A 22,114-nucleotide genomic window follows, 5' to 3' on the forward strand; every position below is an offset into this window, starting at 1 on the left:
ATTCTATGCTTGCGATCGTAACCTTACCCCCTATGACTTTTGATCCAGACTTCATGCCGTTGTTGCGCCGATCGACCGATCGGCTCTTAACCCTGATCGATCGCTTCGGGGAAGCGCAGGTGTTGGTGGTGGGCGATCTGACTTTGGATGAGTTTCTGACGGGATATGTGGAACGAATCTCCCGAGAAGCACCAGTGCCGATCATCCGCCACGAACGAACGCGCCAAGTGCCCGGCGGCGGGGCCAATGCGGTCTATAACCTAGCGAAGCTCGGGGCAAACGTCCAGGTTGCTGGCTTTTTGGGGGACGATGTGCAGGGGCTGGCCATGCGTCAAATCTTTGAGGCGGCGGGCATTGACACCACGGGGGCGCTCATTGAGCAGGAGCGGCCCACGGTCACCAAAACCCGAATTTCGGCCCACTCGCGCCAGTCCGTGACCCAACAGATTGTCCGGTTCGATCGCAAGTCCGACGATCCCCCCAAGGCGGCCGACTGCGATCGCCTGGCTGCGTTTGTAGCCGATCGCGCCCCCCGGGCCCAGGCGGTGGTTTGTTCCGACTATGGCGATGGGGTATTTTCCAGCGGCGTAATCCAAGCGGCCCTGACGGGACAACCGGTGATTGTGGATGCCCAAAAGGAACTGACCCGCTACCGGGGAGCCACTTGGTTTACGCCCAACCTGCCGGAAGCGGAACGGGAAGCGGGCTTTGGCATCACCGATCAAGACAGTTTGCTGAAGGCGGGGGCGACGCTGCTGGCCAAAACCGAGGCGGAATATGTGTTGATCACCTGTGGTGAGTCGGGCATGAGCTTGTTTGGGCGATCGGGCGACATTTCCCACATTCCCGCCTTCAACCGGGCGGAGGTGTTTGACGTGACCGGCGCGGGTGACACGGTGGTGGCGGCCCTGACCTTGGGCTATGTGCTGGGGGCCACGCCTTGGGAGTCGGCGGTGTTGGGCAACTTGGCCGCCAGCCTGGTGGTGCGCCACATCGGTACAGCTACCACCAGCCGGGATGAAATGAAACGGGCCTTGAAAGCGATGCTCGATCGCAACGACCAAGGTCAGTGAGGGTATCGGCTCAAACTCAAGACTCACCACATCTCAAGCCCGAATTTGGTATGACACCATGAAGGCTAAGGTGAGCACCAAGGGAAGGAGTTGTCATGTCGGGTCGGGCGTTTCAAACCATTCTGGTGGCGGGGGCTAGTCGCGGCATTGGTTTGGCCGTGGCAGAACATCTCCAGGCCCGAGCCGATCGGTTGGTGGCCGTTTCCCGCACCCCGGCCCCGGTGGGGGAATGGGTGGCGGCGGACTTAGCCACGTCCGAGGGCGTTGCTGCTGTGACGGAGGCGATTGGAGCCGATCGCCTGGATGCCCTGCTGTACATGGGCGGTACTTGGGAAACCGATGCCTTCACCAGTCGCTACAACTTTGAAACCTGTAGCGATGCGGATTTGGAGCGGGTGATTGCGGTGAATCTGTTGGCTCCGATTCGGCTAATTCAGCGCTTGCTGCCAGCCCTGCGGCGATCGCCCAATCCCAAGATTATCTTGATGGGGGCGCTGTCGGGGCGCGATAACTTCCCGGGGCGCGAAGTGGCCAACAGTGCCTCCAAGTTTGGGCTGCGGGGCGTGGTGCATGCCCTGCGTGAGGAGCTGCGATCGCAACAAATCGCCGCCACCATCATCAATCCAGGCAATGTGGGCACGCTAGAAGTCTTGGCCGACCTGGCGGCGGCGCAACTTGATGGAGGGGCGGCGATTCCCTTGTCAGACTTGCTGATGATTCTGGATTGTGTGCTGTCCCTGTCGCGGGCCACCTGCCTCAAGGAAATTGACCTGCCCGCCATGCGCGGAACCGGCGCATAGGGAATGCTCTGGGGTCTGGTAGGTTTTGTTTGTTGATCTCGACATGCGACCCCTGACCTGAATTCACCCACCATGACTGACTCGATCGCCCGTTCCCCTCGCCGCATCATCATCACGGGTGGTGCGGGCTTCATTGGTTCCAACTTTGTGCGCCATTGGTGCGATCGCTATCCGGGCGATCGGGTGGTGGTGCTCGATGCCCTGACCTACGCGGGCAACCGGGCCACCTTGGCCGATCTCGAAGCAGCCGATCGCCTGCTGTTTGTGCAGGGCGACATCACCGATCGCGCCTTGATCGATCGGCTTCTGAGCGAAGAACACATCGACACGATCGCCCATTTCGCCGCCGAATCCCACGTCGATCGCTCCATCCTCGGCCCCGGCGCGTTTGTGCAAACCAACGTGGTTGGCACCTTCACCCTCCTCGAAGCCTTCCGCCACCATTGGCTGGCAGCGGGCAAACCGGCCGATTGGCGGTTCCTGCACGTCTCCACCGATGAGGTCTACGGCTCCCTGGGCGAAGACGATCCCGCCTTCAGCGAAACCACGCCCTACGCGCCCAACAGCCCCTATTCCGCCTCCAAGGCCGGCAGCGACCACCTGGCCCGCGCCTACTTCCACACCTACGGGATGCCCACGATCATCACCAACTGCTCCAACAACTACGGCCCCTACCATTTCCCGGAAAAGCTGATCCCGCTGATGTGCATCAACATCCTGCTGGGCAAGCCGCTGCCGGTCTATGGCGACGGGCAAAACATCCGCGATTGGCTCTATGTGGAAGATCACTGCGGCGGGATTGATGTGGCCATCCACAAGGGCCAACCGGGCGAAGCCTACAACATTGGTGGCAACAACGAGGTGAGGAATTTGGACTTGGTGAAGTTGCTGTGCGAGTTGATGGATGAGCTGGCCCCGCAGCATGGCTGGAGCTTGCCCACCCAACCGAGCAGCAGCCTGATTACCTTCGTGACCGATCGCCCCGGCCACGATCGCCGCTATGCGATCAATGCCGAAAAAATCCGCACCGAGTTGGGTTGGGAACCCTCTGTCACTGTTGAAGAGGGACTGCGCCGCACGGTGACTTGGTATCTAACAAACCGCAGTTGGTGGGAACCGCTGCTCTCGGCCGATTACCAAACCTATTACCAGAAGATGTACGATCGCCGCCCGGAAGCGGTGGGCTAACGGGGCGATCGCGCCGTTAACCCCAACACAATCTGGATCGGTTAGCCTGGGTAGCAAGTTCTGCGATCCTCGCAATCCCCTTGCTGCTTATGCCGATCGCCCCCAATCAGTTACCGCCTCACCCGTCTCAACCTACCTTGCGATCGCTGCCCCAGACCTATGGGTTGCTTGGCCTGACCGCAGGTGGTTGGGCGGGTTTGTTGTTGTGGCTGGGGTTGCGGCCGGTGGTGTGGCTAGGTGGTTCGATCGCCACGCTGATCATGCTGGGCTGGTGGGTGCTGGAAGTGCGGCGGCTGCCGATCCCGAAAGCCAGTGAGGACTTGCTGGATGCGGCGGGGCTAAATCACCAACTTGTGGCCCTGGAATCTCTAGCCGGTCAGTCAGCCACAGCCCAGCGCCTTTGGACAACGGTGGTGCAGGAAATGCAATCGCTGCGGGTGGCAGCGGCGGACATCGCCCAGCGGGACTCGTCGTTGGTGCCGGATTTGTATGAGGCGATCGTCACGGGGTTGGGGCTAGCCGAGCAGGCCATGAAAGCCACTGCCGCGATCGAAACGGTGCAAACGGCCGCCTACCGCGATCGGGCACGCAGCCAGCAACAGGAGGCGATCGGTCGTTTAAAAGCAGCCTGCACGGCCATGACCGAATTACGGGATAGCTTGGTACTCGGGGCGATCGCCACCCAAGAAGGGCGATCATCCTTGCCGGCCCGCTTGAGCCTGATTGTTGAGGACAATCGAGCAGCGCTGCAACGACAATCCAGCTCATGATTGAGATGAATTGCAACTGATTGGGACATCGACTTTAGGATTGTTGAGGCAAGCCGATGCTGTTCAAACACCGCCGACTACCCAAGCGAAAATTCAAGCGACAAGTATGGGCAATTGTTTTTGCAATTAGTGCTTGCATCACGGTTTTAACGGCCTGTTTGGGTGGTGGTATTTCGGAAGCCAAAAGCTTTGATGAAGCGGTGAATATTCTGAACAGTCAGGTGATGCCTAAAATCACCGTTCAGGATGAATTGGTGAGCGATGCAGCCGCCGCTCGCTATTCCGTGGAAGGCATTGCCGATCCGCTGCCAGATCTGGCGGATTTTCCAGTTTTTGCAGCCAAACCCACGGGAAACTCCGAAATTTATGTGGAGATTTTTGGCTCCACCGAAAAGTCCAATGCTGAACGCACCGATAGCCGTTGGCTTGTGGATGTGGCGGAAGCATTCAATCAAAAAAATGTGGCGATCGGGGGCAAGCCCGTGCGCTTGGGGGTGCGCCGCATTGACTCTGGGGCGGGAATGCGCTTGCTGGCAGCGGGCCAAGCCAAACCAGCGGCCTATTCGCCTTCTAACAATCTGTGGTTAGCACTGCTCCAGGAGAGCGGCGTGGCGTTTGAGCCTGTGGCCGATCGCCTCTTGCCCAACTCGATCGGCTTCGTGTTGCGCGGTGAGGTTTATCAACAATTAGCGGCTGCTGGCCCCGTTACGTTCGATAGCATTTTGAATGCGATCGCCGCTGGCAAAATCACGATCGGCTATCCCAATCCCTATCGCAGCTCGGTAGCTTTGAACTTGATGTATGCGCTGTTTTGGCGAGCCGCAGGTCGCGATCAAGCGGGGGGATTGCTAACCGAACAAGATATCCAATCCCAACAGGTGGCTTCGGTCTTTGAGCAGTTCCAAAAACAAGTGCTGATTGCCACCAATACCTCACCGGAACTTCAGGATATTTTCTTGCGGGATAAATCGACCCTGCAAGCTTTTCCACTGGAATATCAAAACTATCAAACCATTCAAAAAATGCCGGGGTTTGAGCAAACCAAATTTGTGCCCCTCGGCTTGCCCCACACCAATCCCTTGGTCAGTTTCGCTTGGACAACCCCTGACCAAAAAGCAGCCCTTAAGGCCTTTGCGGAATTTGCCCGATCGCCTGAAATGCAGAAGCTAGCCACAGAAACAGGCTTTGTGGAAACGGACTATACCAAGGCGGGTAAATTCCCCCCGGTCAACCCTTCGGGCAAGATTCTGAAGGCCATCCAAGCCCAATGGAAACGGGGCAAAGACGTAGGCAAAACGGTCTATCTGATGACCGTGGTGGATACCAGTGGCTCTATGGATGGTGAACCCCTGAAAGCAGTGCAAGAGGGGATAAAAGCTGCCACCACCCAAATTAATTCGGGTAACCAAGTGGGGCTGGTCACCTTTAGCGATCAGGTGGTGCGGCGGCTGACCTTGGCACCGTTCGATCGCCTGCAACATCAGAAATTCTTAGCAGCCATTGAAAGCCTGAGAGCCGATGGTGGCACAGCCATGTATGACGGCTTAATGGTGGCTTTGAATGAGTTAGTAGCCAAAAAGAAAATCGATCCCAATGGTCGTTTTTACGTAATTGTGTTGAGCGATGGGGACTCGAACGCGGGCTTTAAGTTGCCGGACGTGCAAAGCATCATTGCTCAAAGCGGCATTCGGGTTTATCCGATCGCCTATGGAGAGGTGGATAAAAACCAATTAGAAGCGATCGCCGCTCTGCGAGAATCTAGTGTGCAAACGGGCGATCCAAAAACGGTTCGTGACCTTCTCAAAGGCCTCTTTGAAACCAATCTTTAGTGGTGTCAGTAATCAGGATTGATCAGGTCATATCTTGACCAATAGGTCGGCTCTCTCGGCTGAATGGAAGAACAGGTCACATGAAATCGATCGACTGGGCATTTTTGAGAACGATCGCAGTAGGAGTCGGCAGCTTTGGTTTAGTGGGTGGGGCGATCGCCTGGATCTTCCCCCCCGCGCGCGTGGCAATCGTGGTCGATCGTGCCTTTTGTGCTCCCAATCAGTGGCAACTCACAACCGCAGCCTACCGCGATCGCTACCAAGCTCATCAACAGAAAGCCCTGGTTATTGAGCGGGTCATTTTAGTGGGCGACTTGGGCGAAGAGCGCTTATCCCAATTACCCACGCCGGAGGATTTTGCTCGGATCGCCACCTTTGGTCGATCGAATGCTGCGGTCTTAAATCAATGGCAGCAAACCAATTCTCTGCCGCCCGAGTTCCAGGGACTCCGCATCGAATTACTCCGATGCGGTCTGAATCAACCGCCCCAGTCCCCGTAGGTACTTGTTGACATCCTCCCCAGCCTCAAGGCGTTTTGCCTAAGTCTCGTTTCAGGCTAACCGCGTCATGCGCCGTGGTGGAGTTCAAGCGATCGTCACAGGGCTTCGGCAATCTTGGTTTGCAGCGTGCTGACCAACTCAGCGATCGCCACTTCTTCCGCCGTTCCCGTGGCGCGGGTTACGAGTTCCACCTTGCCTTGGGCGATCGCCCGGCCCGTCACCACCCGGAACGGAATCCCGATCAAATCTGCATCCTTGAACTTCACGCCGGCCCGCTCTTCGCGATCGTCCAGGATTGTTTCGATGCCCGCCGCGTTTAGGTCGCTGTAGAGCTGCTGGGCGATCGCCATTTGGTTTTCGTCGGCAATGTTCGGAACCGTCACGATCGCCTGGTACGGGGCGATCGCTACGGGCCAGATCACGCCGTTTTTGTCGTGGGACTGTTCCACCGCCGCTTGGGCAATCCGCGACACCCCCACACCGTAGCAGCCCATCCAAAAGGGCTGGCTTTCGCCGGATTCCGTCGTGAAGGCTGCGCTCATCGCCTGGGAATATTTCAGCCCCAGTTGGAAAATGTGACCGGCTTCGATGCCCCGCGCCGATTGCAGGATTTGTGAGGGGTCATGCACCGCGCGATCGCCCGGCCGGGCCACATCCAGTTCCACCACTTCCGGTAGTTGGTATTGAGTTCCCCAGTTTGCACCCACGACGTGATAGCCCGCTTGGTTCGCACCGGTCACGAAGTTCTGGAGCTGGCTGGCACTCGGATCCACCAGCCGCAGGAATTGGGGAGCCGTGTCTTTGGCTGTGGCGATGTGGTCGTCGCCCAAGTCCGGCGCAATGTAACCCAGGGGCAAAGGTTTGGCCGCCCAAGCCGCTTGGGCCGCCGCGTCGGGAACCTTCAGGGCCAACACCTTCGAGCCGCCGTAGTTCGGGGCCCGTTGGGTAATCGCGTTGAACAATTTCACCTCGTTCACATCCCGATCGCCCCGAATGCTAATCAACACCAGCACCCGCTTGCCGTTATCCAGCAAGGCTTCATAGAGCACGTTCTTCACCACCTGGGTCGGGTCGCACTTCAGCACCTCACACAACCGGGCGATCGTGTTGGTGTCCGGCGTTTCCAGGGTTTCAAAACTCGTAAAGGGCGAGGGAACCGCATCCACCGGCAGCGACACGGCTTTTTCCACGTTGGCGGCGTATTGCTCGTCCTCGGTGAACAAAATTTCGTCTTCGCCCGTTTCCGCCAGGATCATAAATTCCTGGGAAGCGCTGCCCCCGATCGCCCCGGAATCCGCCTGCACCGGCCGGAATTTCAGGCCACAGCGGCGCAGCATATTTCGATAGGCCTGATCCATCGCATCGTAGGTTTCTTTCAGGCTTTCGGGCGAGGTGTGGAAGGAATAGGCATCCTTCATGATGAATTCGCGACCCCGCAGCAGGCCAAAGCGCGGGCGAATTTCATCGCGAAATTTGGTTTGAATCTGATACAAATTCACCGGCAGTTGGCGATAGGAACGGATCAGTTCCTTGGCCACGGTGGTGATCACTTCCTCGTGGGTGGGCCCGAGCATCAGTTCCCGATCGGCGCGATCGCTCAGGGTGAAGGCGATCCCTTCTGCCTTGTACACATCCCAACGGCCCGACTCCTGCCACAGTTCCGCCGGTTGCAGTTGCGGCAGCAGGCATTCTTGCGCGCCGGTTGCGTCCATTTCCTGTCGCACAATCTGCGACACCTTCTGCAACACCCGCCACATCAGGGGCAAATAGGCATAAATCCCGCTACCGATTTGGCGGATGTAGCCCGCGCGTAGCAACAGCTTGTGGCTGGTGACAACGGCTTCGGCGGGGTCTTCACGAAGGGTGACGAACAGGGCTTGGGACAGACGCATAAAACAGCCAGGAGCAATGCACAGACCAGAATATCGCAGTTGGGGCGATCGAATAGGGCGATCGCCCCAGAAACCGACCGGCCGCAGCCCATTTCACTAAAAATTCAGGCCGATTTCAAATTGCCCCAACTCAGCAGCGTTCGGTTGTTCTAGACGAAATTCATCTTGAATTTGACAAACGATCTGATAACTTTTGGGAGGCGAAATGGGCAAAGCGCGTAAATATAAAAAAGCGGCTTGCGCGCCAGATTCCAGCAACAAAACCAGATCGGTTTCGGGGTTGTAGCTGTCAACGGCTTGTAAGATATGACCATTCATATGGTGATGATTCAGAATCACCGTATCAGGAAAGGCTAGCCAGGCATTTAAAAATGCAGCGAGTCGTGATCTCACAACATAATGGGTACGAAATGTTTCTCCTGTGATGTTGAGCTGCGGTAAATTCAAGCTACAAATCACTGCACCTCGTCCTCCCGCCAAATAATTACTCCAAGCGTTATATCCCAGAGTAATTAAATTTGTGGCAACAAAGGACTCCTGCCAATCAGAAGAAGATGTCGCCATCCAAAAACTCCAACTCGTCACAACTTCAGATCAAAACCCATGGTCGAAAATGCCGAAAACTACGGTTGTTAGTGATAGAACCCAAGCCATTATCTGACCAGTTACCGATAGCTCGGTAGGGCATCGTTAGCAATTTCAAAAAATGCAGGCTGAATTGCGCGACGGGTTTCCACCAAATCAGAAGCCCCTTGATAGAGCAAACTATCTGACGCATCCAACCAACGTTGAGGCTTCCCAGAACGTCCCGCTTCCGGGATTCGCAAGCCATCCACCAGCCAACCAACGGTATCTCTTCTAAGACGATCTAAGGAACTGCTGTAGGTCAATCCTAGATCATGCGCTGCTTGGCGATGGACGGCCGCATGGACAGATTCATCGCCGGAAATATCGCCTGAGATGATTCCCAAACCCACGCCACCAAACATCCGCAGCAAGGGTAGAATCACAAAAAAAACGGAATTTTCCAACACGAAGGCCTTGACCAATGGGTGGTCAGGATGATGAATCCATTGCTGATGAATTTGTTTGGCCTCTGCTTCGTCCCTGTCAGTCGTCAGTTGATAGATTTGAGCGGCCATTCCTAACACTTTATCGTGCCGTTCTTCATCAAGAATATTAGAGCGCAGACATTCAACTGCTGTTGCCGGAAGTGTCGTTTTGCCCAAAGCGTCGTCTAGCCATTCCGCCACTTCTAATTCAAGAACACGCAGCGCCAGGGCCCGCCCCAAAACTTGATCCGCGCCCGGCATTGTGTTCATCCTTTCGCCACAGGTGGGTGTCCAGGAGCGCTTGCGAGCCAATTGTTCAGTGTAAAAGTCCATCAGAAATGCTTCCTATTCAGCACAAGCAACACATTCATCGGCCGACAGATCGCAAGTTAACGATTTCTGTTGAATGATGGTTTTATCAAGGGCGGACTGTTGACGAACTGGCAATCGATAGTAGGTTGTCCAAAGTGCCGATCGCATCCATTTTTCTAGGAAATCTTGATCAATCACCTGGGTATCCCAAATGTTGAAGGATATCGAGTGAGCCTGTCCCGTCGCTTCCATGCTTTGCTGCCAACAATTGGCCAGCCGGAAATAGTCCTCATATCCCACTTCTGAAGCAGTTTCTACTCGGGGATGATGATCGTAGGTTTGAATCCCAAAAACACCACTGTAGCGATCGACTTCACAGGCGATCGGGGGGCTAATTTCCGGTGTTGTCGTGTAGCCATCGCGATCAACATAGCGATAAGCACAGGAAGCCGTTGGCGCGATCGTTAGACTGCGCTCCATTCCCTCTTTTCGGGCCCAAGCCGCCGCGCGATCGAACCCTTCAATTAGGCTGTTCACTAATCGACCGGCCTTGGTTTGACTTCTTGCGTGGTCGATCGGCCGCAGGCGCAATTCCCAAGCTTCCACCAACTCGCGATAGGTAACGCCTTCGATCGCCAAAAGCGATGCCAAGCCAATGACCCCCAACCCCACCTGTCGATCGTGTTCGGGCGATCGATAAAGGCCACTCTCACCCACACCAGTGATGGGATGAATTGAACAGAGCATCTTCATGCCATGCTCGAAAGCATCAGGAATATCCTCAATGCAACACATTCCCAAATTGACATGTTGCAGCAAACAGGTTCCCCGTGACGGCAAAAAAATTTCATTGCAAACATTGCCATACAGCACATTTCCCGCAGCATCCGTCCGAGCTTTGGAGAGCCACAAACTGCCGGATTGTATTTGCTCCATGATGTCATTCAGGTATGGCAATTGCAGCAAATCATCATGAACAATTAGCGTGCGTTTAGCCCAAGGCAAGCGATCGATCGGAATCTTAATAAAGTCCTGAGCATCAGGGTGATGACTATCCAAATGCAAATTGACCGCCCCGTTTTTAAATCGACCGCCCCGGCGGATCGTCTCATTCAAGACGCTGTAAATGCGGGCAAAAGATGTGGGGCCAGAGGCTGTGACATTCGGCGAAACCGTACCCGCAGGCCGAAGCGCCGACAAGTTGATCGCAACACCAGCCCCATAGCGGAGGGCCTGGCTCGTGAAATGCCAACTATCTTCAATGCCATCCGGGCCATCCATTCGATCCTGCACAGCCAGAACCGTGCAGCTCACCGGCAGCCGCCCCGCAGGATCATGGAGCCACTGATCCACTCGCCCTGTCACTGCCACAGTGGGATGGTCTGCCAATGCCAAAATTGACTGCTTATTCATAAACCAGAGAACCCCCAATAAACCAGCGAATCCATCGAGTGAATATGGCTCAATTTGTCATCAACATTGGAATTCCTGCCCGTTGCCAAAACCCTGTCATCAATCGCAAGATCAAGTATCGTAAAGGCAGCCAATGTGCCATCCATCGCAGCACCAACCGTCGAACGACCACTAGTGGCCACCAATGATTTGAAAAGGTGCGGTTGAGCACATCAGTGAACAGCAACATCACCCAGTTTTCTAGGCGACGGCGGCGACCATACCGCAGCAAAACCTTGACCTCGCCCAAATCTTGTTGCTGCTGCCGCGCCATTATCAGCACGTGTGCCAGCGTAATCGCATCTCGAATCCCCAGATTGAGGCCCTGTCCACCCACCGGATGACAATGATGGGCCGCATCTCCAATCATGGCCAGTCGATGCTTGCAATAGACTCGACTGTGCATGAAGCGAGCTGGAAACAATCGAGGCTTACCCAAAAGCTGTACAGACCCCGAGTGATCGCCATAGTATGGCTGCATTTCAGCAATAAACTGCTCTGGGGCAAGACTAGCAACCCTTTCCGCTTCTTGGTGCGGTAAAACCCACACAATTTGGCAGCGATTTCGGGGTAGTGGCAAGATCGCAAAAGGGCCAGCAGGCCAAAATCGCTCATAGGCGATGTTTTGGTGAGATTGTGTCGGAGTAATGAAAGCCGTGACACAAGACTGCCAATAATCCCAGCGATCGACCCCAATACCCGCTTGCCGACGCAATAACGATTCCTGACCATCAGCTGCCACCACTAGGGCTGCAGACAAGACTCGCTGTTGGCCATTTTGGTCTACTTTGACCTCCACTCTTGAAGCGCCATAAACCACATCCACCACTCGCATTTCATAGAAGCAATCAAAGCCAGGAGTTGCAGCTAGTTTCTGTTGGAGCGCTGTTTGCAGTACCTGATGTTCTGCACAGTAATACACAGCCGTCTCCCCTAGTTCCTCTGGTGTAAACACCACTCGGTGCGGAGAGTCAGCATCCGACAACACCACTTTTGGGAAATGAGTAATTGCAGCAGCAATTTGCTGCCAAATTCCCAACCCTTTGAAAATCTTGGTAGATAGGGGAGAAAGGGCGTAGGCCCTGGAGAAATTTCTAACTTGTTCTTGGGACTGGGCTTCAACAACTGCAACTTTTAGCCCTGATTCTTGCAGTCCACAGGCTAGAGTCAAGCCAGGAATGCCTCCCCCAACGATGATCAAGTCAAAGTCGGATGAAATCATGAGCACACTAGATTATCGTGATCTCTTTCAAAATCCAGAACTGACTCAGATAGTTGAGTCGAGTTCGCTCGGACTGCGCGGAACATTCCGAAGCGACACAAGCCTGCGCCAAACGCCAGCCGCATTAACAGAAAAGTGGGAACTTCTCGCAATGACTTGACAATCCCAACTAAGCCAAACTTGATCAATCCTTCAGGGCGCACAACCCCTTGCCAAATCGAGTCCAGCCAGGCCGGTAGCGTTTCCTGAGTCCAGTCACCCGTAACGACTTGCCCTGCCGTTAGCCCAGTGGCTGCTAATTGCTCTGAAAATCCTTCAATGCTAGAGAAAGCAGGATGAGACCACTGATCTAGTAGTTGTCTCATCACTAAACGCTCCCAAGCATTGAGCGGCTTTTGGCGATCGTCTCGCTGATTCCAATCGGCCACCACCAAAATGCCACCCGGCTTCAGCACTCGCAGCATCTCTTGGGCATAGCGAGCCTTATCGGGCATATGCGGCCCTGCCTCTACGGACCAAACCACGTCAAAGCTGGCATCCGGGAAAGACAGGTTCAGCGCATCATCTACCTGGAACTGAGCGTTGAGGCTTGGCGGAGTCAGCTCCCGTGCTCGTTGCACCTGTTGAGGGCTAATGGTGATGCCAGTGACGGCAAAGCCATAGTCACGCGCCAAAATTCGGCTACTGCCGCCAATCCCACAGCCCACATCCAAGACCGTCGTTCCTGGCGGCAACTGGTTTAATCCTCCCCAGCGCACCATTTCATGCACAAAGTCATGCTTGGACTGGATGAAGTCTTTGCGTTGCGGTGGAGACCCGTAGTGTCCCAGGTGAATATGTTCTCCCCAATAAAACTCTAGAATGCCGTCTTCAGTCCATTCGTCATAGGACTGAGCAACCGATTCAGCGGATTCATACTTACGGGGTGTGCGCAGGTATGCAATTAGCCCTGCGGTTAGTACTGCTAAGGTCAGGCCTAGTCCCAAAAGTAAACTATTCATCTGCGGTCATGTGGAATTGGATTGTGGGCTGCGTCAGGGGAGAGCAAAGAGTCATTGCTAAAACGCAGGGAATCGTTGAGTAAACTGTCTAGCTTTTCTCGGAGTTGTCACTAAAGTTCATCCAAGACTTTATGGCATCCCATTTTGGGCCGGTGATAATGCCAATTAGATGCCATCCTCGGTCAACTTGTCTCCACAGGAATGAGCGCCTTTGTAGATATTTGTTGTGCTCTGCTTCTTGGGCAAGCTTTTGTTTAGCAAATGGATGGATTGATGTGGGAATTTTCCCTGGACGATGAAGATACTGCTGAAGCTGGCGGATCTTGATGTGGGTTAATTCCCTACAGCCTTTACCTCAAACGATTGGTACGTCAGATCGCAGATGACACGAAGCTGTTAGTCGGTGGGCATTGCTCACCCTACAGTCTGCTGTACTTATTAAGCGAGGTAAGGGCTGTAGCATCAGACCGCAATTGATCCTGGGACATCGATTTTATTGCCTATCGAATCAGGGAGCCAGATTAAACTCTGACCAGCGATCGCACACTTGGCGATAACACTCAGAAGGTGAAATTGCTAGGTTTTGCAGCCAGTCAATCTCCACATCTTGACCTTGCTTGACCAAAATCAAAATCTCTCGATCGGGTGCATAGGTTTTGATCACGCTCAACAGGCGATCGATCGAACTAACAGGTACAAGGCAAAGGTCAAGGTATAAAGCAGCAAGGTCGAACGGAATATATTGCACAGACCTTGCTGTTACCTCCTCAATCCCACCCAAGCGATTAGTCACCGTTTCTTGCACTGTGCAAGCCACCATCCCTCGTCCATATTGGAGGTGGCCTTGCCATGCGACATAGCCGATGTACAGGAAGTTATCCTGAATAAAGTTGGGTGAGCCAACAGTCAGGTTTGACAACCTTGGGCTAGTGGGATGAATCATGAATTTCTTCCCGTAGCTTTTGCGTGGCGAGCACCATATTTTTGAGCGCAGGAAGCACTTCTTCCCACTGGCGAGTTTTTAGCCCGCAGTCAGGATTAATCCAGGTTTGCTGAACAGGCAAACGATCAGCACCCGTGCGCAACTGCTGGAGAATTTGTTCCACACTGGGAACGCTTGGGCTGTGGACATCATAGACCCCGTTCCCAACTTGATACTGATATCCAGCATCCGTGATTTCAAAGAGCGTTGCGTTGTTGCTGCGGCTATTTTCAATGGATAGAACATCCGCATCAAGGCGTTCAATATGCTCAATAATGTCTCCAAACTCGGAATAGCACATGTGCGTGTGAATTTGGGTTTCAGTCTTCGCGCCACCGGTGGCTAATCGGAACGAATCCACAGCCCAACTGAGGTACTCATTCCACCGAGCAGATTTCAAGGGCAATCCTTCCCGGAGGGCCGGTTCATCCACTTGCACCATGACAGCGCCAGCGGCTTCCAAATCGGCAACCTCATCTCGTAAAGCCAGCGCAATCTGCATGGCCTGTTCACGGCGCGGGAGGTCAGCCCGAGGGAATGACCAATTGATCATGGTGACCGGGCCCGTGAGCATTCCCTTCACCGGTTTATCTGTCAATGATTGTGCAACTTGAAACTCCCGAACGGTCATGGGTTGCAGTCGGGACACATCACCATAAATGATGGGTGGGCGAACGCAACGACTGCCATAACTCTGCACCCATCCATCCGTTGTGAAGGCAAAGCCCTGGAGTTGCTGTCCAAAATACTCCACCATGTCAGTTCGCTCAAACTCACCGTGAACTAGCACATCTAGCCCAACGTCCTCTTGGAGTTTGATGCACTCTGCAATTTTGGTGTCGATCGCCTGGTGATAGTCCGCTTGGGAAATTTCCCCTTTTTTGTATCGGAGCCGCAGTTGTCGAATGTCTTGGGTTTGCGGAAAAGAACCGATCGTGGTGGTGGGCAGGGGGGGAAGTTTGGGTTGCTGATTCAGCCGTTGTTCGTAGGGAAGGGAGCGCTGAAAATCCTCTACCTTGAGGGTTTGCAACACATCGCGCACGGCCGGGTTAGGTAAGTTGAAGCGCTTGAATGCCTGCCAACGCAACTCGATCGCAGCTTGCTCGTTGGTCGTGTCCTGTCCGTTGAGGCCGCTTGCCAGCAACACCACTTCCGTTAACTTTTGCTCCGCAAAACTGAGGACATCGCGCAAGGGTTGCGGGAGTTGAGCTTCGCAGGTTGCATCATGGGGAACAAACTGGAGTGACGCGGAGGGCTGAACACGCAAATTTGGTGTGATAGCCTGCAATTCCTGAAGCAGTTTCAACAGACCTTTGGGTTCAATGGCCCAAACGCTCCGCCCGTCCACAACACCGGCCCCAAGCACTTTGTCGTGAGGAAAGCCATGGGTTTTCACTAAAGATAGATTGTTGCCTCGTGTGAAATCGAGGCTAACTCCAGCTACCGGGAGCTGCATTACCCAGTTATAGGCATCCCCCAAATCATCAAAGTAGGTGACCAGTTGAATCGGCAACCCCGCAGTTGCTAGTTGATGGTAGGTATGTTTAATTGCAGTTTCTAAATCACCGGCATGACTGGTTACTAAGGTTGGCTCATGGAATTGCACCTCGGTGATTCCCAGGGATTTCAACTGCCCCAGTAGGTCAAGGTAAAGAGGCAGCAACCGATCTAAATCCGAGTAGAGATCGTTGGAGCGCCGACTGAGGGTGAGCAGCGTAATCGGACTGAGGATCACGGGAGTCGTTCGATCGCTGAGAATGAGCTGTGCTCGCTTGACCGTTGCTAGGAAATCATCAAAATTGGCCGTGGGAACAAGATCAGACTCAATTTCGGGCACAAGATAGTGATAGTTGGTATCAAACCATTTCGTCATTTCGAGTGCAGGAATCCCGTCTTTGCCCCTGGCCATCGCAAAGTACTGATCAATGCCTGTGAACTGCCGAAACCGAGCGGGAATTAGCCCCAGACGCACTGACCAATCTAGAACGTGGTCGTAAAGAGTTTGGTCTCCGACGGCAATTCGATCGACCCCAGCCTTTAACTGAACTGTCCAAGCATGGGTTTCCACGGCTTCTACGGTCGATCGCAATGCGTTGATCTCACACTTGCCATGCCAAAAAGACTCTAGGGCCTTTTTGACTTCACGATTTTTGCCCATGCGGGCGTAGCCCAAGGTGGCGGTTTGAATAACCATGGGAATCGAGGCTCCTGAAATTTTGCGAAATTTTGAGTGATGATGACAGCGCAGTTGAGGGGTGCTCTGTTCGATCGAGCACCCACCGATCGGCTAGGCAAGGCCGCGCGATGTCAAGGGATGAATGTTGAACCCAAGTCCCAGGCGACAGACAGACCTAATCCAGCCAAAATGCAGCGAGTATGGGCATTAATTTGAGGGTGCCCGAGTCTCGCTGGGGGGCTGAATCCACAAGGTTTGCGGTTGTGCCCCTGTGCTGGAGTTTGTCACTGGTGAGAGCGACGAAGGCTGAGTTTGTCGGTCTTTTTAGTCTCGCTAACACCAAGTCCCGCTGACTTTGATCGGGCGATCAGGTCTCTCACAATCTAGAGAAAGTCCGGATTGCAACCAGCGATCGGGAGGCCTGATCATCAGTCCCCGGTCATCGTGGTTGGCCCTTGCCATTGGGTAGAAACTGGATGGCCCTAGCGGTCAGCTCTTGGAGGGAATTGGGGTCTGCGCCCGCCTGGACTTAGGAATTAGTCGGACAGGGAGGCACGGCTAAGGTGCTGAGCTGAAGCGTTGCACTGTAAAGGTTTGACGACCCAAGCCTTTGGCGGTCGTCAGCAAAATGCTGTAAGTTCATCTGTACCTCGCAGATGTTTAGGGCTTTGTAGGATTGAATCGGCGGGCATTCTGACTCGGAGAAACACTTCTCCTTCACAGCTGCGGGACAGTGCCGGATTCACACCGAACTTTCCCCGTTACCTCTAGCGGCTGCTCCCCGCTAGAACCGACTCGGTGAAGTATAGCATCGTTTCCCCAACTTGCGGCGCTGGTGAGATTGGAATTCATCGACGCTCACCTTTTGGGCAGGAGTCTATTGGAGAGAACTAGCGGGTGTCGCCGATGAGGGTGAAGGCGGCCCAGTCGATCGGGTCGGGATATTCCTGAATAGTTCTCAGGGTTGCTTGGCGCAAGGCCGCCGCCTTATCCATCCCTTGCCCCAGGAATTGATAGAACTGAGTCATCAGGAAGGCGGTGGGTGCGTCGGGCACGGCCCATTGGGTGACGATCGCGCTGGGGGTTCCGGCCGCCAGGAGCGATCGGGATAAGCCCACAATTCCATCGCCGGAAATTGCCCCTTGGCCGGTGTTGCAGGCGCTGAGGACGACTAATTGCGCCTTTAAGTCCAGATTCAGCAGTTCTCGGGCGGTTAACCAACCATCATCCCCTGGGCTGTTGCCGGGGGCCAGGGCGATCGCGCTGTCTAGGCCATGTTTCGCATCCAAAATCCCGTGAGTGGCCAAGTGGATCAGGCTGGCTTGCTCCATTTGCCCCAAGACGGCGGTTTTGGTGGCTTGGGATCCCAACAGGGGGCGAGCATTCAACATGCGGGCGATCGATTGGGCTTCGATTTCCGCATTGGGCAGCGGGGCCAATTGCGATCGGGTATTGGATCGGCTGCTGGGCAAGCGCGGCATGGTTGGATTACCCACGATCAAGGGGCGATCGGTCAGGGCTGTGCCTTCCTGGCGCAGGCGCTGGGCCTGGTGTTGGGTGCGATCGAGCACTTGAATCGAAGGAGCCATGGCCAAACTATGGCGCTCGATCAGGTATCGGCCTTGGTCATCTTGCAGGGCGGAAAAGGGCACCAGGAACAAATCCTGCTGGGGCATCACAATCAGTCGATCGCCCGGTTGGGTGGGTAACCATTCGGCGATCGGCTCAATCAACAGGCGATGGAGCTGGCGCAAACCGGGGGTGATCGATCGCCGGTTGCCGTTCACCGTGGACTGGGCCGATCGGCTGGCGGTGCGTGTTCCCAAAAACAACCGCAGCAACGGGATTTGATCGCGCAAGGTTTGGCTGTTGGGCAAGGGTACTTGGCGAAAATGCACCTGTCCCGAAGGTTGCACCACCCAAATATTGATAGCCAAGTCGAGGAGTTGGCGTTGGCCTCCGTGGTCTCGGGTATCCCGCTCGATCGCGTAGGAAATCAGGGTGGCGGACTGCTCGCGGGCCACCCGCTGGATTTGTGCTAAGTCGATCGAGTCCGTCAATTCCGATGGGTTAGGGGTTGGGGTCGATCGCGCGGCGGGTCGATCGGCCCATTGACTCTCTTCCGCCAACAGTTTCAAGAGGGCTTGGGCCCGGCCCCGTTCATTGGCCAGCAGGGCCTGTTCCGGTTTTTGGGCCGCAATTAACACCGTTTGCAAGGTGCTGTAGGTGGTTTCTTGGGTCTCAAAAATCGCCAGCCGGGCCCCATCACTGGTCAGGTTTTCGCGCACCTGTTCCCAAGAGGCGATCGCCCGCTGCAAATAATCCGTGGCCGCGTCAAAGTCTTGGAGTCGATAGTACGTATCTCCCAAGTTGGACAGGGCCCGCGCCGTACCATGGCGATCGCCCAAGGCCTGCGACAGGGCCAGGGACTTTTGTTGAACCGTGGCCGCGGCCCCGTAGTCTCCTTGGGCATAGTAGGCCAAACCCAAATTATCGAGGGTGCGGGCGATCGCCGGTTGGTCGTTCGCCTGCTCTGCCAGGGCCAAGCTGGCCTGATGTGCCCTCACGGCCGCCTCGTAGCGCGTGGCTTGGTAATCCAGCAGGCCAATTTGGGTGAGGGCGCGGGCTTGATTACTCAAATCCCGATGTTGCTGGGCGATCGCCAGGGACTGTTCAAAATAGGCGCGGGCTTGTTCCAGGTTTTGTTGGTTGGTCGCTATCAGACCCAAGTTGTTGAGGATATTGCTTTCCAACGTGGGTGCAGGGTTCGATCGCAACAGGGCCAAGGCCTGCCCGTAATGGGCGATCGCTTCCGAATATTGACCCAAAGCCCCGTAGCTACTGCCCAGGTCACTTTCTGCGATCGCGGCCAACAGGGGCTGATCGGCCGCTAAATCACGACTTTCGCGATGGGCCAAAATCGCATCGCCATATTCACCCGCTTGGTAGTGGGCCCGGCCCAACCGCTGCAAGGCCACCACGATCGCCTTGCGATCGCCACTGTTGCGGGCCCGCTCCAGGTCTTTGCGTTGGCAATCTAACCAAACGGTGTTGTCACAAAGGGCCACTTGCAGGGTTTCGGCCCGCAAGGCTTGCAGATTCAACACTTGCCCCGGGTCGGTGACCACATTGCTGGTGGGGGTTCCCGAGGAATGGGTTCCCTCCAAGCCGGGCGATCGGGGCCCCAGCAAGTCCGTTTGGCTAATGGCCTGGTTATTGCCCACGCCGGCCGAATGCGCCAGATTCGAGCCGCCCTCTCCAATCGCACCACTGTTGGGTAAGGGGTTACTGCTCACCGGTAGCCCCGTCACCAAGGTTCCCACCGTCGAATTGTTGGCCGCATCCGTTACCCCCGAGAGCGGAACCAAAGGTGCTGCATTGGGAGACTGGCCGGAAGAAGGCGCGATCGACACATTCGCGGATGTGGGGACTGCCCCGGTTACGGGAGCCACATTTCCGGCAACCCCGTTCACGGATCCCGGATTCGCCGCAAAGGTCGCAGAAGCCAGATTCGCCCGCTGCACGATCGCATCGGAACTAATGGCCGTGCTTAGGTTATTGCCAACCAGATTTGTATTGCCAGCATTGACAGTTCCCGCCACTGGGCTACTTCCCCCCGCGCTCACCGGTTGTTCGGTGGTGTTGGCCAAGGTGGACTGCACTAACCCATCCACATTGGCAGCCCAAGGAGTCGAAACCGGCGGCTTGCCGGTAGTCCATGTGGCACCATTCACCATCGGTGTCACCAACCCACCAAAGTTCGCACCGTCAAGATTGAGGTTGACCGTAGCCACCGTGAATAAACCGGTGTTCCCGGTATTACCTGTATTGGAATTGTTGTTCACCACGATCGGCTTCACCGGCAACAAACCGGGCTGATCGTCCTCATCCTCTGAACTGGTGGAATTGGTCGTGGGCGAGTCCACAGGGGCGATCGGGATCAAGCTAAAGGAGGTGTTTAGGCCGCTAACGGTGGTGTTGGTGGTGCTGGAGTTGGAGCCAGTTTGCATGGGAGCCACCGGAATCAGCGACACTGAATTGCTCAGGGTTGGATTGGTGGTGGGGGGATCGTTGGTTGGGCCGGGAATCAGGGTAATGGATCCGGGGTTGATCGTGCCTGTTGTCCCCGTGCCCGTTGTCCCCGTGCCTGTGGGGTTCAGAGGAACAACAGGACGTAGGGTTGTGGAGCCAGTGCTGGTGGTGCTGGAACTGGTGCTGCTGGGCGAGGGCGTAGTGGGTCTGGTGGTGGTGGTCGCAACCACGGGCGAGGAAATGAAGGGAGCGCGATTGCTGCGGGCCGGTGTGGTACCGAAAGCGAGGGTGATTTGACCGCTGCGATCACTGAAAATCGGTTCAAAGACCGTGCGAAACAGCACCCGATCGCCCGTCGGTTGCGTCACAAACAATTGACCGCCCGTGCGCAGGGGCAAATTCCCGGCGATCGCCCCTGAACTCACTAAAAAAAGATTGTGGTGACTGATGATGCCGCTGTCGGGGTGGTGCAAGCCGTATAGATCCACCTGCCGATCGCCCCAGAGGGTCAACTGTCCCCCGGCACTCAACCGCAAAGGATTCGTGGGATTGTCGCGCCCGATCGCCGCTTGTCCCGCCAACAAATGCAAATCGCCCGTGGTGCTGAGCTGACTAGACAGCAGCAGCAAGTTATGGGCCGCCGACAGGGTAGCCGTTCCGGCCGTGGCTGACTGCACCGCCACATCCCCCGCCGCCAAGGGGCCCTCGGAATGACCGATCGAAACCGTGCCATCGGGCCGCACCGTCAAGGCATTGGCCGTGACCGGTTGCCCCGCCAGCAGTTCCGGAATTGTTTGCGGAGTGATCGGACCCCAGGTCAAATCCGCACCGGGCCGCCCCCGGATCGGCAAATCCAACGCCAGCACCGATCCTTCCGGCGTGAACCGCACAAAGCGATCGCCCGGAACCGCCGCCACCATCAGCCGTCCTCCCGGAGCCGACAGAGTTCCCACGCTCAACACCGTGCCCCCCACCAAACTCAGGCTTTGGCCCGTTGGTACGGCCAGCGCCGCCCGGTTCACAATTCCCGCCGGTTGCGATAAGGCAAACGCCAACCCCGTCGGATCGCCCAGCAAATTCGCGTATTGATTGGATCCCGTCGCTTGGAACCACAATTCCCCGGACTCCCCAAAGCTCACACCCGTGGCCGTAGTGGCCGTGAAGGAAGCGGGCACATTCAGCCGAGCATTGGGCCCAAACACCAAACCCGCCGGATTCATCAAAAATAGATTGGGACTACCACCGCTGACCTGGATGAGTCCATCAATGCGCGATGGATCGCCCCCCACCACACGCCCCAGAATGTTGCGCAAATCCGGTGTGGCCAGGAAATTCGCAATTTCCTGGGTGTTGAGATTAAACCGCTCAAAGCTGTGGAACAGGTTGGCCCCATCGCTCGATCGACTGCCGCCGCTGATATCGAGGCGATCGCCCTGGGGAGTCACCACCGTGCCCGTGCCGTCGGCCGCCGGGGCGATCGACTGGGCCCAAGCCGCCCCTGAGTCAGCACCCAAGCTCCCGATCGTCAAGAAACCCGCAATTCCCGCAATTATTAAACATCCCCCAACGCCCGCCCCCACGAAGGAGCAGCCACCTAAGTTCCGCAAGACATGCATGGTAAGAACAACAAGCAGTGAGTAGGAGTCAGATCCAGCGAGATCAAGACGCAATCAAAATCAAGATGCCATCAAATCGCTGAAGTTTCGGGAGAGCTGCTCAACAAGCAACATACCCAGTTTTCGCAAAAATTTGATCCCATACGCCCCGCGGCCAGTCTAGAACATTTGTTTATGAAATTTAGAGACGATTCAGGCTGTTCAAGATCCGCTTCTG

15 protein-coding genes and 1 riboswitch are annotated in these 22,114 nt (G+C 55.6%); of the genes, 6 read left to right on the forward strand and 9 right to left on the reverse strand.

Annotated features, from left to right (window positions below):
• Nucleotides 1-32 precede the first annotated feature (32 nt).
• From AC2IAX_RS02295 to AC2IAX_RS02320, 6 genes are all read left to right on the forward strand, one after another.
• A complete protein-coding gene (locus AC2IAX_RS02295) occupies nucleotides 33-1,073 on the forward strand; it encodes a bifunctional heptose 7-phosphate kinase/heptose 1-phosphate adenyltransferase (protein WP_494389152.1) in 1,041 nt (346 codons plus the stop codon).
• A gap of 95 nt (nucleotides 1,074-1,168) precedes the next feature.
• Nucleotides 1,169-1,873 (forward strand): SDR family NAD(P)-dependent oxidoreductase, encoded by a 705-nt coding sequence (locus tag AC2IAX_RS02300; RefSeq protein WP_494389153.1) that lies wholly within the window; start codon nucleotides 1,169-1,171, stop codon nucleotides 1,871-1,873.
• Nucleotides 1,874-1,945: 72 nt separating this feature from the next.
• Nucleotides 1,946-3,061: a dTDP-glucose 4,6-dehydratase gene (rfbB, locus tag AC2IAX_RS02305; RefSeq protein ID WP_494389154.1), complete on the forward strand. Its 1,116-nt coding sequence runs from the start codon at nucleotides 1,946-1,948 to the stop codon at nucleotides 3,059-3,061.
• Nucleotides 3,062-3,150: 89 nt separating this feature from the next.
• On the forward strand, nucleotides 3,151-3,831 hold the full coding sequence (locus AC2IAX_RS02310) for a hypothetical protein (protein ID WP_494389155.1): 681 nt from the start codon (nucleotides 3,151-3,153) through the stop codon (nucleotides 3,829-3,831).
• A 56-nt stretch (nucleotides 3,832-3,887) separates the two neighbouring features.
• Complete coding sequence (locus AC2IAX_RS02315) at nucleotides 3,888-5,660, forward strand: VWA domain-containing protein (RefSeq protein ID WP_494389156.1); 1,773 nt, start codon at nucleotides 3,888-3,890, stop codon at nucleotides 5,658-5,660.
• 80 nt (nucleotides 5,661-5,740) lie between these two features.
• On the forward strand, nucleotides 5,741-6,160 hold the full coding sequence (locus tag AC2IAX_RS02320) for a hypothetical protein (RefSeq protein ID WP_494389157.1): 420 nt from the start codon (nucleotides 5,741-5,743) through the stop codon (nucleotides 6,158-6,160).
• 95 nt (nucleotides 6,161-6,255) lie between these two features.
• On the opposite strand, the gene AC2IAX_RS02325 is transcribed toward AC2IAX_RS02320, so the two are convergent.
• The 9 genes from AC2IAX_RS02325 to AC2IAX_RS02365 form a co-directional block, all read right to left on the reverse strand.
• Complete coding sequence (locus AC2IAX_RS02325) at nucleotides 6,256-8,052, reverse strand: proline--tRNA ligase (protein ID WP_494389158.1); 1,797 nt, start codon at nucleotides 8,050-8,052, stop codon at nucleotides 6,256-6,258.
• A 96-nt stretch (nucleotides 8,053-8,148) separates the two neighbouring features.
• Nucleotides 8,149-8,616, reverse strand: coding sequence for a hypothetical protein (locus AC2IAX_RS02330; RefSeq protein ID WP_494389159.1), 468 nt, complete (start codon nucleotides 8,614-8,616; stop codon nucleotides 8,149-8,151).
• Nucleotides 8,617-8,717: 101 nt separating this feature from the next.
• Nucleotides 8,718-9,437 (reverse strand): ferritin-like domain-containing protein, encoded by a 720-nt coding sequence (locus AC2IAX_RS02335; protein ID WP_494389160.1) that lies wholly within the window; start codon nucleotides 9,435-9,437, stop codon nucleotides 8,718-8,720.
• A 12-nt stretch (nucleotides 9,438-9,449) separates the two neighbouring features.
• The gene (locus AC2IAX_RS02340) at nucleotides 9,450-10,829 is read right to left on the reverse strand and encodes a ribonucleotide reductase barrel domain-containing protein (protein ID WP_494389161.1); all 1,380 of its coding nucleotides are present in this window, start codon (nucleotides 10,827-10,829) and stop codon (nucleotides 9,450-9,452) included.
• 49 nt (nucleotides 10,830-10,878) lie between these two features.
• Nucleotides 10,879-12,090, reverse strand: a complete 1,212-nt coding sequence (locus AC2IAX_RS02345; RefSeq protein WP_494389162.1) for an FAD-dependent hydroxylase — start codon at nucleotides 12,088-12,090, stop codon at nucleotides 10,879-10,881.
• Nucleotides 12,087-13,091, reverse strand: a complete 1,005-nt coding sequence (locus tag AC2IAX_RS02350) for a methyltransferase domain-containing protein (protein ID WP_494389163.1) — start codon at nucleotides 13,089-13,091, stop codon at nucleotides 12,087-12,089. Before AC2IAX_RS02350 ends, AC2IAX_RS02345 begins: the two co-directional genes overlap by 4 nt.
• A 508-nt stretch (nucleotides 13,092-13,599) precedes the next feature.
• Complete coding sequence (locus tag AC2IAX_RS02355; protein ID WP_494389164.1) at nucleotides 13,600-14,034, reverse strand: hypothetical protein; 435 nt, start codon at nucleotides 14,032-14,034, stop codon at nucleotides 13,600-13,602.
• Nucleotides 14,018-16,267 (reverse strand): 5-methyltetrahydropteroyltriglutamate--homocysteine S-methyltransferase, encoded by a 2,250-nt coding sequence (gene metE / locus AC2IAX_RS02360; RefSeq protein WP_494389165.1) that lies wholly within the window; start codon nucleotides 16,265-16,267, stop codon nucleotides 14,018-14,020. Before metE ends, AC2IAX_RS02355 begins: the two co-directional genes overlap by 17 nt.
• Before the next feature lie 648 nt (nucleotides 16,268-16,915).
• A riboswitch (cobalamin riboswitch) is annotated at nucleotides 16,916-17,059 on the reverse strand.
• A gap of 80 nt (nucleotides 17,060-17,139) precedes the next feature.
• Nucleotides 17,140-21,897, reverse strand: a complete 4,758-nt coding sequence (locus tag AC2IAX_RS02365) for a CHAT domain-containing protein (RefSeq protein ID WP_494389166.1) — start codon at nucleotides 21,895-21,897, stop codon at nucleotides 17,140-17,142.
• Nucleotides 21,898-22,114: the final 217 nt, after the last annotated feature.

It is taken from the genome of Limnothrix sp. HT2024, assembly GCF_059138625.1.

Coding starts and splice junctions, on each gene's coding strand:
- AC2IAX_RS02295 (WP_494389152.1), top strand. CDS start 33: ATGACTTTTGATCCAGACTTCATGCCGTTGTTGCGCCGATCGACCGAT.
- AC2IAX_RS02300 (WP_494389153.1), top strand. CDS start 1,169: ATGTCGGGTCGGGCGTTTCAAACCATTCTGGTGGCGGGGGCTAGTCGC.
- rfbB (WP_494389154.1), top strand. CDS start 1,946: ATGACTGACTCGATCGCCCGTTCCCCTCGCCGCATCATCATCACGGGT.
- AC2IAX_RS02310 (WP_494389155.1), top strand. CDS start 3,151: ATGCCGATCGCCCCCAATCAGTTACCGCCTCACCCGTCTCAACCTACC.
- AC2IAX_RS02315 (WP_494389156.1), top strand. CDS start 3,888: ATGCTGTTCAAACACCGCCGACTACCCAAGCGAAAATTCAAGCGACAA.
- AC2IAX_RS02320 (WP_494389157.1), top strand. CDS start 5,741: ATGAAATCGATCGACTGGGCATTTTTGAGAACGATCGCAGTAGGAGTC.
- AC2IAX_RS02325 (WP_494389158.1), bottom strand. CDS start 8,052: ATGCGTCTGTCCCAAGCCCTGTTCGTCACCCTTCGTGAAGACCCCGCC.
- AC2IAX_RS02330 (WP_494389159.1), bottom strand. CDS start 8,616: ATGGCGACATCTTCTTCTGATTGGCAGGAGTCCTTTGTTGCCACAAAT.
- AC2IAX_RS02335 (WP_494389160.1), bottom strand. CDS start 9,437: ATGGACTTTTACACTGAACAATTGGCTCGCAAGCGCTCCTGGACACCC.
- AC2IAX_RS02340 (WP_494389161.1), bottom strand. CDS start 10,829: ATGAATAAGCAGTCAATTTTGGCATTGGCAGACCATCCCACTGTGGCA.
- AC2IAX_RS02345 (WP_494389162.1), bottom strand. CDS start 12,090: ATGATTTCATCCGACTTTGACTTGATCATCGTTGGGGGAGGCATTCCT.
- AC2IAX_RS02350 (WP_494389163.1), bottom strand. CDS start 13,091: ATGAATAGTTTACTTTTGGGACTAGGCCTGACCTTAGCAGTACTAACC.
- AC2IAX_RS02355 (WP_494389164.1), bottom strand. CDS start 14,034: ATGATTCATCCCACTAGCCCAAGGTTGTCAAACCTGACTGTTGGCTCA.
- metE (WP_494389165.1), bottom strand. CDS start 16,267: ATGGTTATTCAAACCGCCACCTTGGGCTACGCCCGCATGGGCAAAAAT.
- AC2IAX_RS02365 (WP_494389166.1), bottom strand. CDS start 21,897: ATGCATGTCTTGCGGAACTTAGGTGGCTGCTCCTTCGTGGGGGCGGGC.